General features: G+C 38.8%; 15 protein-coding genes. 3 read left to right on the top strand and 12 right to left on the bottom strand.

From position 1 onward, the window contains the following. Positions 1-3: 3 nt before the first annotated feature. A complete protein-coding gene (locus H5180_RS18480; RefSeq protein WP_182758796.1) occupies positions 4-2,706 on the top strand; it encodes an ATP-binding protein in 2,703 nt (900 codons plus the stop codon). 73 nt (positions 2,707-2,779) lie between these two features. Here the strand turns inward: H5180_RS18480 and H5180_RS18475 are convergent, their stop codons facing one another. From H5180_RS18475 to H5180_RS18460, 4 genes are all read right to left on the bottom strand, one after another. Next, on the bottom strand, positions 2,780-3,352 hold the full coding sequence (locus tag H5180_RS18475) for a tRNA-(ms[2]io[6]A)-hydroxylase (RefSeq protein WP_182758795.1): 573 nt from the start codon (positions 3,350-3,352) through the stop codon (positions 2,780-2,782). A gap of 101 nt (positions 3,353-3,453) precedes the next feature. Next, the gene (locus H5180_RS18470; protein WP_182732097.1) at positions 3,454-4,083 is read right to left on the bottom strand and encodes a sulfotransferase family protein; all 630 of its coding nucleotides are present in this window, start codon (positions 4,081-4,083) and stop codon (positions 3,454-3,456) included. Between the two features lie 5 nt (positions 4,084-4,088). Next, positions 4,089-4,988, bottom strand: coding sequence for a transporter substrate-binding domain-containing protein (locus H5180_RS18465; protein ID WP_145233366.1), 900 nt, complete (start codon positions 4,986-4,988; stop codon positions 4,089-4,091). Then, positions 4,989-5,363: an MAPEG family protein gene (locus H5180_RS18460; protein WP_145233364.1), complete on the bottom strand. Its 375-nt coding sequence runs from the start codon at positions 5,361-5,363 to the stop codon at positions 4,989-4,991. It lies immediately after the preceding gene. Positions 5,364-5,841: 478 nt separating this feature from the next. Between H5180_RS18460 and H5180_RS18455 the strand changes: the two genes are divergently transcribed. Beyond that, positions 5,842-7,191, top strand: a complete 1,350-nt coding sequence (locus tag H5180_RS18455; RefSeq protein WP_145233363.1) for a DUF2254 domain-containing protein — start codon at positions 5,842-5,844, stop codon at positions 7,189-7,191. A gap of 8 nt (positions 7,192-7,199) precedes the next feature. On the opposite strand, the gene H5180_RS18450 is transcribed toward H5180_RS18455, so the two are convergent. From H5180_RS18450 to ggt, 3 genes are all read right to left on the bottom strand, one after another. Beyond that, entirely contained in the window at positions 7,200-7,910 is a 711-nt protein-coding gene (locus tag H5180_RS18450) for an SIMPL domain-containing protein (RefSeq protein WP_182732073.1), read from the bottom strand. Between the two features lie 126 nt (positions 7,911-8,036). Beyond that, entirely contained in the window at positions 8,037-9,731 is a 1,695-nt protein-coding gene (locus tag H5180_RS18445; RefSeq protein ID WP_145233359.1) for an NAD-dependent malic enzyme, read from the bottom strand. A gap of 161 nt (positions 9,732-9,892) precedes the next feature. After that, positions 9,893-11,683, bottom strand: a complete 1,791-nt coding sequence (gene ggt, locus H5180_RS18440) for a gamma-glutamyltransferase (RefSeq protein WP_182732074.1) — start codon at positions 11,681-11,683, stop codon at positions 9,893-9,895. An 88-nt stretch (positions 11,684-11,771) separates the two neighbouring features. Between ggt and rrtA the strand changes: the two genes are divergently transcribed. Continuing rightward, entirely contained in the window at positions 11,772-12,359 is a 588-nt protein-coding gene (gene rrtA, locus H5180_RS18435; RefSeq protein WP_182758794.1) for a rhombosortase, read from the top strand. A gap of 27 nt (positions 12,360-12,386) precedes the next feature. On the opposite strand, the gene H5180_RS18430 is transcribed toward rrtA, so the two are convergent. The 5 genes from H5180_RS18430 to H5180_RS18410 form a co-directional block, all read right to left on the bottom strand. Then, positions 12,387-14,879, bottom strand: a complete 2,493-nt coding sequence (locus H5180_RS18430; protein WP_182735527.1) for a prolyl oligopeptidase family serine peptidase — start codon at positions 14,877-14,879, stop codon at positions 12,387-12,389. A gap of 105 nt (positions 14,880-14,984) precedes the next feature. Continuing rightward, complete coding sequence (locus H5180_RS18425; RefSeq protein WP_145233350.1) at positions 14,985-16,154, bottom strand: endonuclease/exonuclease/phosphatase family protein; 1,170 nt, start codon at positions 16,152-16,154, stop codon at positions 14,985-14,987. Continuing rightward, positions 16,151-17,086, bottom strand: coding sequence for a putative sulfate exporter family transporter (locus H5180_RS18420; RefSeq protein WP_182758793.1), 936 nt, complete (start codon positions 17,084-17,086; stop codon positions 16,151-16,153). The genes H5180_RS18425 and H5180_RS18420 overlap by 4 nt, the downstream gene beginning before the upstream one ends. 13 nt (positions 17,087-17,099) lie before the next feature. Further along, positions 17,100-17,324, bottom strand: coding sequence for a DUF2798 domain-containing protein (locus H5180_RS18415; RefSeq protein ID WP_145233348.1), 225 nt, complete (start codon positions 17,322-17,324; stop codon positions 17,100-17,102). Between the two features lie 47 nt (positions 17,325-17,371). Continuing rightward, entirely contained in the window at positions 17,372-18,520 is a 1,149-nt protein-coding gene (locus H5180_RS18410) for a 5-(carboxyamino)imidazole ribonucleotide synthase (protein ID WP_182735528.1), read from the bottom strand.

Here is an 18,520-nt window from a genome sequence, read left to right as displayed (position 1 = left end):
ATTATGAACAAGTTACTATTTTTAATCTTCTTTATGTTGAGTAGCACTTATTGTTTTGCATTTAACATGCAGCATTTGAATGCCGCTACCCAAGATAATAACAAGAATATTTATTTTTCTTCACATGATGGTGTCTATCGTTTCGATGGTAGTCATTACCTAAACCTTTCGAGTATCTCTATTTTACCTAAGCGTTGGACAAGTGATGTTATCTTTCAATCACCAGGTTATTTGTATATAGCCTATAAAGATAAAGAGGTGTGGCAATTTAATCTAAATACGCTTGAAGCCGTTAAACTTAGTGATATCGCAGCTAGAAAGCTGGCAGTAAATAATACATATTTATTTATGTTAGCTAGAGAGCAATTAACGTTACTTGATCTAGAAACATTTGAAGTTACTGAGCCGCTTGGTAAAAAAGATAAGATGTTTGATGTATCTGCCTCAGCCAACCATGGGTACATTATGGCAAATGACGGTGTCTACGTGATTAATAATAGGAGTGTACGATTAATTGATGACACACATGTTAGTGACGGAGAGCTAGTTGCTACACCTTACGGAGTGATTTATTTTTTAAATGATCATATGACATCATATTCATACTTGAATGACATAAAAATTGTTAATGACGACATTACAAGTGCAAGACATCTGCGCTTTTCACCTCCATATTTTTTGTATTATGTAGACCGTGGCTCTATAAACCAAGCTGAAATAACACAACTATCAGTGTTACAAAAAGGCATAAACTCCCATCCTCAAGCATATAAAGACTTGTTTGTTGATGATGAACAAAATTTATGGGCATTAGATGTTAATAGCTTTGAGGTCGTTTCATCTAAGGTCAGACTCGATCGTCTTTCAATTGCTTCGATTTACAATGTGATCGCAACAGTAAATGGTAAAACCTGGATAGGCTCTGATAACGGGCTTTATATTTACTCTGACGGTCACTATTCTGCTCTTAACAATTTGAATCAGCAAATCTCAAAACTTGGTTTTTCTGTCACTGCATTACAGCAAGAAGGTGACACGCTGTTCGTTACTACTAATTTAGGTGCATATGCTATTAACTTGACTACACAGCTTGTTACTCAGTTCTTTAAAGGTTATGTAATTAACTTAGCAGTTATTAATAAACAGATTTACTTATCCACAAATGATGAGGGAGTTCAAATATTTGATTTAGCCCTTTCGCAACTCGATTCAGGGTATATCAATAAATTTCTATCGCATAAGACTGCTTGGGCAACTAAAAACCTTGGAGGTATACTCTATATTGCTAATGAAAAGGGGTTGATATCTTTTAATCAACGGGGTGATGCCTCGATTGAACTTGAAAAATATGCACCTATCGCAGATATTCAATTGTTAGGTAATACACTTTATGCAGCAACTTACGGCAGCGGTTTATTTAGAAAAATTAACGGTCAGTGGGAATCTATTGTAAGCCCGCTATATATTAATGAGCTACATTCATTGAGCCAAGAGCTCTATTTATCTACTAACCATGGTATTCACAAGTTTAGTATGGATGATGCTTACACTAATCTTTTAGAAGGTACAGGAGATCATTCTTTTACACCAAATGGAATATTAAGTATTAGTGATAAAATTGTTGCGGTTAGCAACCAAGGCGTAATAAGAGTTGAAAGAAAAAAGCAAGAAACTATACCAAATAGTCGTATTAGTTATATAAGAACAAACACTAAAACGTACTTAAATCCAGAAACGTTAAAAGTGAATAACTCTGGCTGGCTTGATATAGCTTTGACTAATTATAGCTACACGCTTAGCGATCACATTAATTATCAATACCGCTTAAATATGAGTGAATGGCATGATATCCCTACCCCATTAATACAATTAAATAAGCTAAACCCTGATAATTACACATTAGAATATAGAAGCAAAGTTAATGGAGGTATGTGGAGTAAGCCACAGTCTTTCAATTTTTTTGTAAGTGGGCCTTGGTATAGCTCAAATAGTGCTTTGTGGTTTTATGCTTTAATACTAATTAGCTTATTTTTAGGTGTTGCTAGCTTTGTATTCTTTTGGTTGCAGAGTTTTCACCGTGTTTTTAAGTCACATCAAAAGCAATTACAGCGTGAAGGGCTAAGTGTTGCTGCTATAAACTTAGCAAACGGCATAGATTTATGTGGCGGAGATCAAATAATGGTATGTAAAGGCCTTGATAAACTTAAAAAAGCACATGAAATTTTAAGCCCTATTGCTAATAGCCATGCAAGCCTTGGGCAGAACGACTTGGCTACAGCGATTGATATGCTACATATTAAATGTTTATCAAGGGATGGTATTAAGTCGGAATTCAATATCACGCTTGGTAATGAAGTTCTTACTAAACAATTACAGTGTGATATTTATGCGGTGTTATACCATGCTGTTGAGAATATATTTAAACATGCAAGTGCAACTAAAATAACAGTTCACTTAAATAAGATCGATAACAAGTTAATATTGCAGGTACTAGATAACGGTAAAGGCCTATCAATGTTTACCCGCTCTATAAATTTTGGCCTAGGTTATTACGTGATGAATAGTATTGCAAAAGAATATAAACTGCCTATTAAGCGAAGCTCTAGCAGCAAAGGGACTAAGGTAGTAGCCCAATTTCCAGTGATCTTACAACCAAAAAAAATTCAAAAAAGTGAGTTACATACAAGCAAATATCAGCCAAATTAATGGCTGAACATATGGCAGCTGTTGCTGCTCAGCGGTTATACACTTCAACGTGCACTATCAAGCGCTGATCTGATTAATGCAGCGCCGCAGTAAATGGGATGTTTTTACATATTTCAGCTTCAGCGATAAGAATTTCTTCTAATCGCGAATCGACCTCATTTTTATCAAAATATTCATAAGCCAGCTCGACAAATAAGTTTTTATGTTTTTCTTCTGATTTAGCTATTGCCACATAAAAATCTTTTTCTTTGCCGATTGGTAATGCTTGTGCAACTAAAGAGAAACGCTCGTGTCCCCTCGCCTCAATTACGGCACCTACTAATAATCTATCCATTAAAAACTCGTCGCGGCCATTTCTAAAAATCGCGCGAATTTTTTTTACGTACGGATCTTTTTGGTCGTTACCTAAGTTAACATCACGATCAAGCAATAGCTTTAATACTTGTTTAAAGTGGATCATTTCTTCCAGTGCTAAATCGGTCATTGCTTTTACAAGCTTTTGGCGATCTGGATAATGCGACAACATCGACATAGCCATACCGGACGCTTTTTTTTCTGCAGCGGCATGATCTTGTAAAAAGGTGTCAAAGTCTGCCATCACAGCTTCGGTCCATGCAAATGGAGTGTGGTATTTTAATTCGAACATAAATATTTTACCTAAAAACTAATGGCGAGATTTTAACGCAATTGAACTACAAAATCTTGTTACAGCAATAATTTTTAATTACCTTGAGTAGTTACTTCTTATCAAGATGTTGGGTATAGATATTTATCGATTTTACCATTTGCTGTTGATGCAACTTTTAGTGGATGTTTTATTGCATTCCAAGCTGTTACCTTGCCGCCAATATTCATTTTTTCAAACTTTGTCAGTTCAGTTTGTAATTGCAAAAAATCACAAAGCTGATTAAAACTGTTTGGATGGGCTATATCTATTGATAAAAAGTCAGCTGCTCGCTTAGCAAAATAGTTATGTGCAGCACTTTTGTGTTGCTCATAGCATTGTTGTAAATAGGCATCATTGTGTAACTCATTAATAGAAAAACTACCAAAGGTATGCAGATAACAACGCTTAATATGTGGGTTAAAACCCCCATCCTCTCGCATTAAGTTGGTGTGCATTCTCAGTAATAATTGGCGAATTGAAGGCAGCCACTTTTCTGCTTCCCGCTCTAAATAGATAAATTTAGCACCTGGATAAAGTGAATCTAAATATTCGTAATCATTAAAAATTGGTGTGTCAGCAATCACTTGCGCTTGGTTAAAACATTGCTTGGTATAGGCTGTATGGGCACAACTAAAACCAAGTTGTAAAAATGCATGGCATACACTGGTTGTGCCCGTACGAGGTAGGCCAATTATAAAGATTTTAGTTATTGGATTCATAATGACTTGTGGAACTGAATGCTTTTTTCTGGAGTAAACCATAATGCACTGTTGTTAATAGGAGTTAAGTGAGGAAGATGTGTATTTTCTAATTTTATAATCATTTTTTCTTGTAATTTTGCGCTTGCAATAATTTCAGCGAAGTGGCGATTAAATAATTTATCAAACTCACCATTTTGATGTGCTTTTTCTAGACCAATTTTAATTGCATTATGTAAATCATCGCGCTGCGAGTTAACAAAAAAGTAGATCGCTGCTGGATAATTAAAAACGACATTAGGCACCGTAGTAATGTGATCGCTTGCATCAAGCTGCTTTAATTCCCAATCAACTTCTAAAATTGAACGAGGAAATGCATCCCCACGTCCTTTAACAAGCATATTAAATAAGGAGTCATAACTTGTTGATGTTGAAACTTGAAAACCGTTATCGCTTAGAATTACCGTGTCTGGCCAGTCATGTCCTTGAATAAAATAAAGCTTTTTAAGTTCAGATGGCATTTTTACGGCTGTAAATAATGAAAGTTTGTCTTCAGTAGTAAGTAGTAAACGCCAACCATATAAACCTTTATAAATTGGAATTCTAATAGGCTTAAACAACTGCTCTCTTTCTATACTTGTCATTGACCATACTACATTAACCAGCTCACCGTGTTCTAGCTCTTTTAAAGAACGGCTTTGTACCATTTTTATCGATGATTGTAAGGTATACGCTTGGCCACTATATTTTAGTGCAAGTTTGAGTAACTCTAGCGGATACCAATTATCTAGTTCGTATTCACGCTCTGGCTTAGGATAAATAACATTCAGTGTTTGACGCGGATCATTATGATCAACAGCTGCACTAACAGGGTTTACTATCAATGATGTAGAAAGTGCAAGCCATGTACAAAACATTTAGAAAAAACGACCGAGCAGTAACGCAATTGCACTTAACGCGAGGGTTGCAAAGGTTGATAGCATGCCTATAACTCTAAGTTTTAAGGTATTATCATTAATCGCAATGCTGTGGCATACGCGACCAAATACTAATAAAGTCCCTAAAAGATGGCAATAATGACTGCTTAAACCTTGGTACTCTGCTAAAAAAATAAGGATCAGCGCGAAAGGTACGTATTCAATAAAATTACCATGAGCTCGCGTTGCTCTCAGTAGTTGTTGGTTATCGTTAGTACCTAATGATATTTGATTTGCTTTTCGCACTTTTACAACATTTATACTTAAATAAATATACATAAAAGCTAATATGGCTGCGTAGAAAGATATGATCACAATAAACCTAATTTTTATCTAATAGTTTATAAGAACTTGTGTATTGCCAAGTCCCCCTAATAATTCGTATTACTATACAACTATTGTTATTTAAATAACAAATGATAATCAACCTCAGAAAACAACATCACTTATTTTAACCTTTGTATGGTCTTGCTACTGAGATTAATAGAATGACCTTATACAATGCCCTCTCAATGACGTCTATTATTTAGACGATTTCGTCGCATATCAAGCAATAAGCTAATATTGTAGTCAAGACGCTCAATGCGGTCCGTAAAATTAAAGTTACAACATCTTGCTGCTTGCTATTAGGAGTCCATATACTAAGTAAGTTTTAAGCCTCCAGCTAATAAAACATGCATATATTGGAAACGTTATTATTAATAATTAGACGTAAAACAAAGTTTGTTGTTAAGCTTACTGCATAAATTAGCTGTTGTTGGTACAACAACTAAGTCATCTTAGGGTTTCATATATGTTCACTCCGCGAAAAATTGCCGATAATTACCGAGAATTAGTCAGTAGTATCGGTTTCTATCCATCGTTATTATCAGTGATATTTTTATTGTTTGCTGTACTTGTAACAACTACAGAGTATACGTCTTTTGTTATGGAGCTTAAATCGCTGCTTGAGGTACTATTGGTTGATAGCGAAGAAAATGCACGAACGATTCTAAGTACATTAACGGGTAGTATTATTTCGCTAACTGTTTTTAGTTTTTCTATGGTTATGGTCGTACTTAATAGTGCCAGCGCAAGTCTATCACCAAGAGTATTACCGGGGCTTATAACGCGTAAATCACATCAACTTGTTTTGGGCTTTTATCTCGGCAGTATTATTTTTTCAATCGTTATGCTGATCAACATCCGGACTATGGATAATGGTGAAATAGGAATTCCTTCATTGGGCATACTTTTTTCACTTGTTTTTGGCCTGATATCGTTAGGCTTTTTTGTATTTTTCATCCATTCAATTTCAAGGGCTATTCAAGTCGATAACGTATTAAACGACTTATATAAGAATACTAAAAATGAATTGAAATCGATTATTAGCATGCAAAAAGATAACCCTATCGATGTATTTCCTAACTTTGACGATTGGTCGAGTATTTCAAGTAAAACAGAAGGTTACTTTAAAGGCGTGAATAGCGATAAACTATGTGCCCTTTGCCAACAACATGATATAAAAATTTATGTTGTAGTTAAGCAGGGTTTTTTTACTGTTGAAGGCTATCCGTTTTTAAAATGTAATCATGATTTATCTGATAACGAGCAACTCCTTGAAGATCTACTTAATTGCTTTATTTTTTATATCGAAGAATATGTAAGTGACAATTATAGGTTTGGAATGACACAGATTTCAGAGATTGCAGTGAAAGCGATGAGCCCGGGTATTAACGATCCTGGTACTGCGGTAAAGGCGATCGATATGCTCAGTATTTTACTCATTGATCGATTAAGCATATATAACGTTAATTACTCTTTAAAACATAGTGATGATAAACAGCCACTGTTATATTTCCATGAAACATCATTTGATGAATTATTGCATGATAACTTCACGCCAATCCGCAACTATGCAAAAAGTGATGGTTATGTGATGAATAATGTACTCGAAGCGTTCAAAAACATTTTGTTCAGAACCCACCAGAACAGTAAAGCAGCGCAGAGTCTATTTACTTATTTAGATGCTATTATCGATGATGTAAATGAGAATATTAGTAATCAGTATGATCGCGACCAAATAATTAATATGCTTAATGCTATCGCGAGAATCTCCCCTGAAATGGGAGATAAATTGGTGGCGAAATTTCGCCACCAATGAGTTGGCTGTTAATTTTTAATTAGATAAATAGCGTAACTGTCTGCCGAAATTGTGATTTCGCCGGCATGATAGGCATCAGGGACGAAACTGCCAGAATTACTGTCTGACAACATGGTTTTTTCAGCACGCATATAAGGTTGAGCTGATACGTTCATAGGGGCATTTGAAGCACTATACAAACCTTTGAGTTCTACGTCATAATCAGCAGCAAATTCTTTTGCCGCTGATTTTGCATCTGCAATTGCCATTTTTTGCACTTTCTTTTGCAATGACTCAAAACGACTCGATGTGAACTCAGTTTGGTTTATTTCATTAATGCCTGCGTTCACTAAACTTTGCAGCAGTAATGGATATTTTGTTACATCCGTCAGTGTGAGTGAAAGTGTGCGACTAACCCGGTAACCAATAAAGTCTTGCTTACCTGTTTCACGGTTGTATTGATTTTCTCGGTTAATTGAGATTTGTGAACCATAAATACTTTTTTCATCAATCCCCTGCTGCTTTGCTAATTTAATCGCTTTAGCCATAGTTTGATCAGCTTTTTGTTTAGCGCTCATCAAGTCCTTATCAACTTCAACAATTGCAACGCCTAACTTTACATTATCGGCAATAGTGGAGATTTGCGCTTGGCCTTGAATGTAAATGTGTGGGGCATCTGGTGTACTGGCTGCAAATACATTGAAACTTAGAGTCGCGGCTAACAATGGTAAATAACGCATACATATCCTTAATAGTTTTAATAACGTTATTAGATACCGTACGCGGTTAATTTAAAATGAACAAGCATAAAAAAACAGGCCGAAGCCTGTTTCTAGATAATTTACTAGTTAATCAGCAGTGATCACTTAGATACTACAACGTTTGTAATTACGGTATTTTGGTAACCAGTAATTTCTGTCAATTGCCGCCCATAACATATCATCGCTGATCTCAAGTGCAGCCCCCTCTTCGATGGCTTTTTTAGCCACACCAAAAGCAATGCGTTTACTCAGTGTTTCAATTTCTGTTAGTGCAGGTAATAAACTCCCTTTACCGGTATTAGCTCGAGGTGATGATTCTGCCAATATTTCACTCGACACCATGAGCATTGCATCAGTAATACGGGTGGCCTTCGCCGCAATGACACCTAAACCAATACCAGGGAAAATATAGCTGTTATTACATTGTGGGATTACAAATGTTTCACCGTCATAAACAACCGGTGCAAATGGACTGCCAGTTGCAACAATCGCTTTGCCTTGTGTCCAATTGATCACATCTTCAGGTAGTGCTTCAACTTGCTTAGATGGATTACTTAACGGGAAAATAACGGGCTGTTCGCATCCATTATGCATGGCGCGAATAACTTGCTCAGTAAATAAACCAGGTTGCCCTGATACACCAATGAGAATATCAGGAGCTGTGCAGTGCATCACATCTAGCAATGACGCGTATTCACCGCTGTATGTCCAATCAGCTAATTTATCTGTAGGTTGGGCAAGTGCTTGCTGGAAGTCGCGCAGCCCTTCCATGCCTTGTGTTAACAAACCAAAACGATCAACCATGAAAACTTGGCTGCGGGCTTGCTCGTCAGAAATACCTTCCGACACCATTTGTGTAATGATTTGTTCGGCAATACCACAGCCTGCGGAGCCTGCACCTACGAACACTACCTTTTGTTCTGATAACTGTGCACTCTTCACACGACATGCAGCAAGTAACGAACCAACTGTAACCGCCGCTGTGCCTTGAATATCATCATTAAAACTACAAATTTCATCACGGTAGCGTTTTAATAAAGGCATTGCATTAGGTTGTGCAAAGTCTTCAAATTGTAATAACACATTTGGCCAACGACGCTTAACGGCTTTAATAAATAGATCTAAAAATTCATCGTATTCATCTTGTGCAATACGTTTATGGCGAGCACCCATATACATAGGATCGTTTAATAACTTTTCGTTATTCGTTCCTACATCAAGCATAACCGGTAGCGTATAGGCTGGGCTTATGCCACCACAGGCGGTATAAAGTGATAGCTTACCAATTGGAATGCCCATGCCACCAATACCTTGGTCGCCTAAACCAAGAATACGTTCACCATCGGTGACAACGATAACCTTTACTTTGCCTTTGGTCGCATTACGTAAAATATCATCGATTTGATAACGGTCTTCATAAGAGATAAATAAACCGCGCGCGCTGCGATAAATATCTGAGAATTTTTCACAGGCATCACCCACGGTTGGGGTGTAGATAATAGGCAACATTTCTTCAAGATGGTCACGCACTAAACGATAGTAAAGTGTTTCGTTGTTATCTTGGATGGCGCGTAAATAAATGTGTTTATTTAGGTTGTCTTTAAAACTTGAATATTGTTGATAACAACGTTCAACCTGCTCTTCAATCGTTTCATAGCGAGGAGGCAGTAATCCCGCAAGGTTGAAACTTTCACGCTCTTTTTGAGTAAATGCACTGCCTTTATTTAAGAGTGGCGTTTCGATCAGACCTGGGCCTGAGTGATGAATATAAAGATAATTTGGGTCAGTATTTGTAGTCATAAGTCCAAGCTTAACGAAGTCTTTAAGTTACGATCTGTCATTATTACTGTTGAATATTAAAAAGCAATGATATTCAATCTTGTCAGACCATTAGGAGAAAATAAGACGTGTGCGCTTAACACACACGTAAAAGTAGATTGTACATTAAATCACGATGTCAATTAAGGCTTATTCACTGGCATTTCGTGCTCTTTAAGAACAATACTTTGCTCACTTAAAGCGATCCCTTCGCGGCGAGGATCTGCGGCACCAAATAAAGTGCCATTGACGACTTCAACCGCATGCAAGCCAGAGTTTAAATCGACGACTTTTACTGTATGACCACGTTTTTGTAAATCAGGAATAATCGCCTCTATAGCGGTGCCTTTTTCAACACTTGTATAATTATTACGATTAGTAATTCTTGGTAAGTCAATGGCTTGTTGAGCAGTTAGTTGCCAATCTAATACGCCAATAACTACTTGCGCGACATAGTCGATAATTCGGCTACCGCCAGGTGAGCCGACCACTAAGCGTAAACTGCCATCGTTATTAAACACCATCACCGGTGACATTGAGCTGCGCGGGCGTTTACCTGCTTCAACGCGGTTGGCTAATAATTTGCCGTTTTTGCGCGGCGACAAGGCAAAGTCGGTTAATTGGTTGTTTAATATATAACCGTTCACCATAACCGTTGAACCAAACGCCATTTCTATTGAGCTGGTCATTGATACCGCGTTCCCTTCACTGTCAACAATAGATACATGAGTAGTAGATGGCAATTCATACGCATCATCTTGTGCGTAACTCAGTAATGGACGAGGTTGCCCTGCATAGGCTTTTTCGTCTCGCTCACTTATTAATTTTGTCCGTTGCTCGATATAGCGTTTATCGAGTAGCTCATTAGTAGGAATATCTGCAAAATCGGGGTCGCCCATATACACATTACGATCCGCAAAAGCGAGTCGCGATGCTTGGCTAAAATAATGCAGGGCTTGTGCAGAATTAGCTTTAAATTGACCCATGTTCTTATCTTCAAGCAAAGCGAGAATTTGTAACACCGCGACTCCGCCACTGCTCGGTGGTGCCATGGAACATACTTTATAACTGTGGTACGGGGTGCAAACTGCGTCACGTTGTTTACTTTTATAATTAGCTAAATCGGTTAATGCTAAAGTACCTGGTGCCACAATAGAATGAGTGACCGCAGCAACCATTTGCTTAGCGTTATCGCCTTTATAAAAAGCATCAATGCCTTTACTGGCGATTTTTTTGTAAACTTCAGCAAGTGGTTGGTTCGTTTTAACAGTGCCAACAGCAAGCGGTTTACCATCTGGAAAAAAATAATCACGGATCACTGGAAGTGTTGTCACCCCAGGGTTTATTTGTTTGGCTAACAAAGCATGTAAACGCGGTGATACTACAAATCCTTGTTCAGCAAGTTCTATGGCCGGTTTAAACAGTTCCGCCCATGCAAGTTTGCCATATTGTTGATGCGCTTTAGCAAAGGCATGCAATAAACCAGGTACACCCACTGAACGGCCGCCAACCACTGCTTCAATCCAAGGTGCCGCGTTACCTTTTTCATCTAAAAACAATGTTTCGTCAGCATTACTTGGCGCTGTTTCGCGGCCATCAAAGCTGGTTAGCTTATTATGACCTTTGTCAAAATGCAGCATAAAAGTCCCACCACCAATTCCTGATGATTGCGGCTCGACCAAGGTCAAGACTAATTGCGTTGCAATGGCAGCATCGACTGCACTGCCGCCCTTAGCGAGTATGGTTTGTCCTGCTTTAGCAGCATAGGGGTTTGCCGCAGCAACCATATACTGCTGACCAGTTACATGTTGCTTAAGTTGATGGCCTGTAGCGGCTTCTGGCTCGCGTACTTCTCGTGGTGTTTGAGTGGCTAAAACAGGTAAAGTGAGAAGAGTTAAACTAAAGACGACGCTGGTTTTAAAAGGTAAAAACATAAAAAGACCTTAATTGCATTGAGATGTTTGGCATCTTAAAGTTAAACGGGCACAATATGCAAAATTTTGCTGTAAAAATAAGAATAAAATGGTCAATTTACCACTTCAACCCCGATATATTTTACCCCCGCTGTGTTTAATGGCATTAAGCGCCCTATTTGCAGCGTTTAATTTAAATGATGTTTTAGAGTTTAATCGCCAGCTCATTGACCAAGGCCAAGTATGGCGTTTGATCACGAGCCAATATGTGCATGCTAACTGGGCGCACTTAGCATTAAATTGTGCCGGTATCGTACTGATATGGGCGTTACATGCTGAGCATACAAAACCGACGCAATATGCATTGCACACCTTATTTTTGGCTGCTTGGTGCGGTATTGGTGTTTACTTTTTTTGTCCTGAGATTCACATTTACACCGGATTGAGTGCACTACTGCATGGTGTAATTGTGTGGGGGGCAATCAAAGATATTGAAGTTGGCATGAAAAGCGGCGGTTTATTGTTTATCGGTATTTGGCTTAAAATTGCTTATGAACAATTTCATGGCCCCAGTGCTGAAGTGAGTAAATTAATTGACTCTCGGGTTGCTGTTGATGCTCACTTAATAGGTGCAATTGGCGGAATAGTACTCGCAACGCCACTGCTGATCAATTATATAAAAAAACGCCAAGCATAAGCTTGGCGTTGTCTAACATTTAAGTGCTTATAAACTTTCTTTAAATAGTTTATGAATACGACGGTATTCATCTAACCAACTAGAAGGCTGTACAAAACCATGTGGTTCGACTGGAAATATAGCCGTTTCAAAGTTTTCTTTTTCAAGCTCAATTAAACGCTGTACTAAGCGTACTGAGTCTTGGAAAAACACATTATTATCAACCATAGGGGCGTTGATCAATAAGCGGTTTTTAAGTCCCTGCGCATAATATATAGGCGAACTTTTTTCATACGCAATTGGATCAACATCTGGGTGATTTAAAATGTTTGATGTGTATGGACCATTATAGTGTGCCCAATCGGTAACTGGACGAAGCGCAGCCCCGGCTTGAAATAAATCAGGCTGAGTAAATAACGCCATAAAGGTCATAAAGCCACCATAAGAGCCGCCATATGTACCCACAGCACCGGTATCAACATTGGCATTTTCAGCCATCCATTTAACACCATCGGCTAAATCTTCAATTTCTGGGGTACCCATTTGACGGTAAATCGCCGTACGCCAATCACGTCCATAACCTTTTGATGCACGATAATCCATGTCCATCACTACATAACCTTCAGAGGCTAGTAATGAATGAAACATAAATTCGCGGAAGTAACCTGACCAACCCATGTGTGAGTTTTGTAGATAACCTGCACCATGGTTAAAAATGATCGCTTTGCGGTTTTTGCCGCTCTCACCTTCTACATAGTCTGCTGGGTAATATACTTTAGCGTATACCGGTTGTTCAGTATGACTTGACGGTACCGCAACAATTTTAGGCGCAATTAATTGTTTTGCTAAAAATTCACTCGATACTGTATGAGTTAGCTGCGTTGCAGTTGTATTCGCTTTTGCATCAGCAACATATAACTCTGGTGGAGCCATGATTTTGGAATGTGTTAACAATAATTTGCTTTGATCAGGGCTTAATTTATAGTCGGTCATACCGTCTAAGTTGGTTACTTGCTCTGATTTTGCCGTTTGTGGATCAACGCGGTAGATCTCATATAGACCAGGATGCTCAACATTGGCTTTGTAATAAATTGCACTGTCGTCATCTGTTAGTGTGAGGTTCGATACGACAAACTGACCTTTGGTAAGTTGTGTTGCTTTACCATTGAGTGGTTTTTTATATAGGTGGCTATAGCCAGTTTCTTCAGATAAATAATACAAGGTATCTGAATTATTTAACCAGCCAAAATCGTTATAAGCATAGTTAACCCATGCATCATCGTGTAAACGGTGTTGTGAAACAAGTTTGGAATTTTCAGCATCAACAGTAGCTAACCAACGGTCTTTGTTATCCCATGCTTCAAGCATAATCGCGACTTGCGTGCCGGCTTTGTTCCAGACGATAGCACTTTGATCCCATCCCCAATCCATCATTAGGTTGATAGCACGAAGTTCTTTTTTAGATTCATATGTTTTGCCGTCACGGGCATAGTTTTCTTTTTTAACTGCCGCTAATACATCTTCATCAAAACCAGGTAAGGTATCAAATGCGAGTGCTGTTTGCGTTTGCTCAGTTAAATCTATGTAGATAACTTGCGAGGTTTGTGGTTTTTCATCAGCAACACGACGACGTACTTTTTCAGCTTTTACCCGTGCATCATCAGCAATATAGTTTGGCATGATGTCGGCTTCATCTCGCCAAGGTTTGGCCTCAGTGACAACAGCAATTAATGCTTTACCATTTGGTGATAACTGCACATCGGCTAACTCATTGCCTTTACCTAAGTAAAACTGAGCATCGGCAATTGAACTATTTTGCTGGTTGAGTTGCTCTTTGCGCGCTTGTTTATCTTTTTTATTTTTATGAGTCAGCGCAATGTAATCAATCAGTTTATGCTGTTCTTTAGCGATGTAAGTTTCAGGCTCTGTAACTCCTTTTGGTGCATCGCTCAAATGAAGATTTACAAGCTCAGCTTGCAGTCCCGTTGCCAAATCTACTTTATAAAAAGTGTTTCCTTGACGATAAGCTAAATTACCATCAGTTAAAAATTGTGGTTTAGATTGTTTAGCACTGTCGTGAGTAATTTGTGTAATTGCACCTGTATTGATGTTCTTTACAAATATATTACCTTCAAATACATAGGCTTGCTGTGTACGATCCACTGAATAAACAGCATCACCAGCCCCTAATGTATGCAACTTATTTAACGCTACTTGGCTTGCCGCTTGGCTATCAACAGCTTGTGTAAATAAGTCTCGAAGCTCATTACCTTGTTGTTTTTGCGCATAGACAACTGTTTTTGAATCAGCAGCCCAAAACGCACGCTCTGCTTGGCGGCCTAACCAATCAGGATGAGCCATTGCTTGCTCAAGTGTGATCGCGCTGCTACCTGTATCTGCAGGTGTTACAACAACGCTGGCAACAGTTGGTTGTGGTTGCTCTTTAGGGGTAGATGCGGTTGATTGACAACCTGACAACATAACGCTGGATGCTACGGCAAGTGCAATTAAGGTTTTTTGAGTAGAAGATTTAAAAATCATAGGGCTTCTGTAAGGTTATTGTAATTCCCCCAATTTAAGCAGAAGCGCCTATGTAATAGCAATTATTTCAGACAAACAGCCAAACTTTGCTGTTTAATAACCAAGTTACTTTATAGAAATATCTAACCACACCATGCGATGATCTGACGATGCATTACGATCTTTAATTAACCGGTATAACTCGCTACTTTTAGTTGGCCAAAATACCCCACCGTCATGGACTTCAATGCCATAAGTTGAAGGCAAAACATAATCTGCACGAGCTTGCCAGTAAGCTGTGTAAGCCGCAGCATATTTTTCACTGTAAGTGGTTTTAGCGCCCTTACTAGTTGGTGTAAATTGACTATTTATTAATGAGTTTTTTAAAAGTTGATCCGTTGTATCTGGGCGTTTTTTATCTCCTTCAGGAGCCGCATTTAAATCTCCGACTATAACAAATCGTGATTTTTCAGCTAACCCGCCTTTGACACCATGATCGTCATAGAGGTAATCTGCGCTGGCGATATAATCTTTAATCAAACGTACTTCATCATGATTACGTAAGCCGTTTCTATCTTCAGCACCATCAAATACAGGAGGCGTTGGGTGCGATGCAATAACGTGCAGCGTTTTACCTTTTACAGTAACCGGAATATCCCAAAACGATTTTGAGCTGAGCCTCAAAGCTTGCCACTCTTCGTTGTTATACCAATTTTCACCTGTAGTTGGATCAATTGGCATTTTAGCATTTGGCATATCTTTGTATTTAAAGGTTTGTAAGGTACGAATTTTATCAAAATCAATTGGGTAGCGAGATAAGACGGCCATACCATAATGGCCTTCAAAAAAGCCAAAACCAAATGCATCCCCTTTAATACCAGTTGCTTGGCCGTCATTATCTAGATCAAATGGCGTTTTCAAACCTGTGTTTACTGGGCCAACATAGCTGTACGGATAATCTATAGCGGGCTGTTTATTTTGGCTTTTAGCAAGGTAGTGCGTTTTAAAATAATCAATGCCTTGCGCTTTGCTGACATAATCAAATTCATTTAATAATAAAATGTCAGGGCGAATACGTTGAATGATCTCGGCAATATTTTTGATTTGTGGATGATTTGTTTGTAACGCATTTACCAGGCCATTAGGATCAACGTCCTTATCATTTTCAGCATAATTTGTTGCATCCATGCTCACATTAAACGTGGCTACACGTAAAGATGATGCGGCCAATGCTGAGTTAGAAAAACCACTGATTAATAGGCACGCTAATGTGGCGATAGAAAACTGCTTCTTCATACGATATATCCATCTAAAATTAATAACAAAATGACACTACTTACGACTATCCATAAAATAATTGCCATTATAAAGGGCTTTAGTCCTGCTTGTTTTAATACAGCCAGTGATAAGCCACTGCCAATTAAGAATAAAGTCATTACCAATAGTTGTTTTGCTACGGTGTTGATCAGCTGCCAGAGATCCGTAAATTGAGGCAAATACGTATTGATCAATGCAGCAGCTAAAAAACCAACAATAAATAAAGGAATGCTGGCCTTTTCTTCTGAGCGCCAAAAGACACCTGCAATCGTAGTGTAGGGAATGATCCACATCGCACGTGTGAGCTTAACTGTTGTAGCAATACTTAGTGCCACAGCTCCATAAGCTGCTGAGGCCCCTACTACACTGCTTGTATCATGAATAGCTAACGCTGCCCATAAACCAAATTGGTGTTGGCTTAAACTAAAGTAATGACCAATGGTTGGAAATAGTAGCAAACCGACACCGTTTAATAAAAACACTACACCAAGTGCAATCGCTACTTCGTGATCTTTAGCTTTAATTACAGGCGCCATCGCTGCAATCGCACTGCCTCCACAAATGGCCGTACCGAATGATATTAATACACCTGTGTTACGATTTAATTTAAAGACTTGCGTTAAAATTTCACCAAGACCAATGATCGCTGTAATACTGACTATGGTCAGTACCAGCGAACTGCGACCAACTTCAATCACCTGATTAAAATCAACAGCAAAACCTAAGCCAACCACCGCGGCTTTGAGCATCCATTTACTCGCCTTTTGGGATAGCTCTGCAAATGGATTACCGAGCAAAATAGCAAACATCGCGCCACAAATTAGGGCACTACCACCACCAATCCAAGGGGTGATACACAGGCCAAAAAAAAGCAAGTATAGAGGCTTTTTAATCCGATCAGACACAGACAAAATAATCCCTTCGTTACGAGCGCACAATCTTTGTAGTGAGCTTATGCACAACTGGCGCTACAAGAATTACGGTAGGAAATGCGACACAAAATGCAAAAGCCCACGCCGCTAGCCAAATAGAAACTATGTTATCAATTAAACCAACATTAAAAATTGAAATTACCAATGACATAAAACCAGACATAAATAATGCCATGAAAAAAGCGAATACCACGGTTCTGTATTTAGCGCTAATCATAAAACCATTCCTCAAGTAAAAAGCCGAGATAAACTCGGCTTTTTTAGTTAATTTAAAATCAACGCGGTGCTGGCCGCTAATACGCCGGGATAATCTTCCTCCGGAAGATACTCCGACAATTGTGCTAAGCGTTCACCTAACTCATGAAGGTTCGCAGCAGATACATTAATATGGCCCATTTTACGACCAGGCTTTGCTGTTTTACCATACCAATGACTCGTAACCTCAGCAATGCTTAGTACTTGCTGAGGAATCGCGGCTTGTCCGAGCACATTCACCATTGCCGTAACACGCTGCAATTGTGTGCTACCTAATGGCAGCCCAGAGACTGCACGCATATGATTTTCAAATTGACTGCAATGCGCGCCTTGTTGGGTCCAATGACCAGAATTATGAACCCGAGGAGCAATTTCATTGACCAATAACTGCCCTGCCACATCGAAAAACTCAATCGCCAATACACCAACGTAATCAAGCTCATTAGCCAATTTATTAAATGCATCTTCGGCTTGTTGTTGAATCACAGATTTTTCTTTACCGGCGATAGATAAGGTTAAAACACCATTGGTATGCTGGTTTTCAGTAAGTGGGTAAATAGCGGTATTACCACTTTTATCGCGAACACCAATGATTGATACTTCACGATCAAATGGGATCATTTGTTCGGCAATAATAGTGTGTGGCGCGGATTCAGTACCGGAGGCAATAAAATCAGCCATTTGTGACCATATCTGCTCAATTTGATCATCTGATTTTAAACGCCACTGGCCTTTCCCATCGTAACCGGCTTGACAGGTTTTGATAACTAATGGCTTACCCAAGCTAGCAACGGCTTGTTCTAAATGGGCTTTTTCAGTGATCAACTGATATGGTGCGCACTTAACTGCGGTTTTACTTAGTAATGCTTTTTCTAGGGCGCGATCGCCACCCGTTTTAATCGCGGCTTTACCCGGATAAAACTTCTTGCTTGCACAGCATAGCGTTAGCACATCATCAGGAATATGCTCAAACTCAGCGGTGATCGCATGAGCGTCTACAATTGCTTGCTCTAACGTTGTAGTATAGATTTGCCCAGTTAATGGGTGAACAATTTTTTTACTACCAACATCATACGCAACCACATTTAAATTCAATGGCGCACCAGCTAAACACATCATACGTGCTAATTGGCCGGCTCCTAAAATTAAAATAGTCAT

The organism is Pseudoalteromonas sp. SR41-4 (assembly GCF_014163985.1).
Lineage (GTDB): Bacteria > Pseudomonadota > Gammaproteobacteria > Enterobacterales > Alteromonadaceae > Pseudoalteromonas > Pseudoalteromonas rhizosphaerae.
Note: the sequence above shows the minus strand (reverse complement) of the source record. Positions and strands in the feature narration are given on the sequence as shown.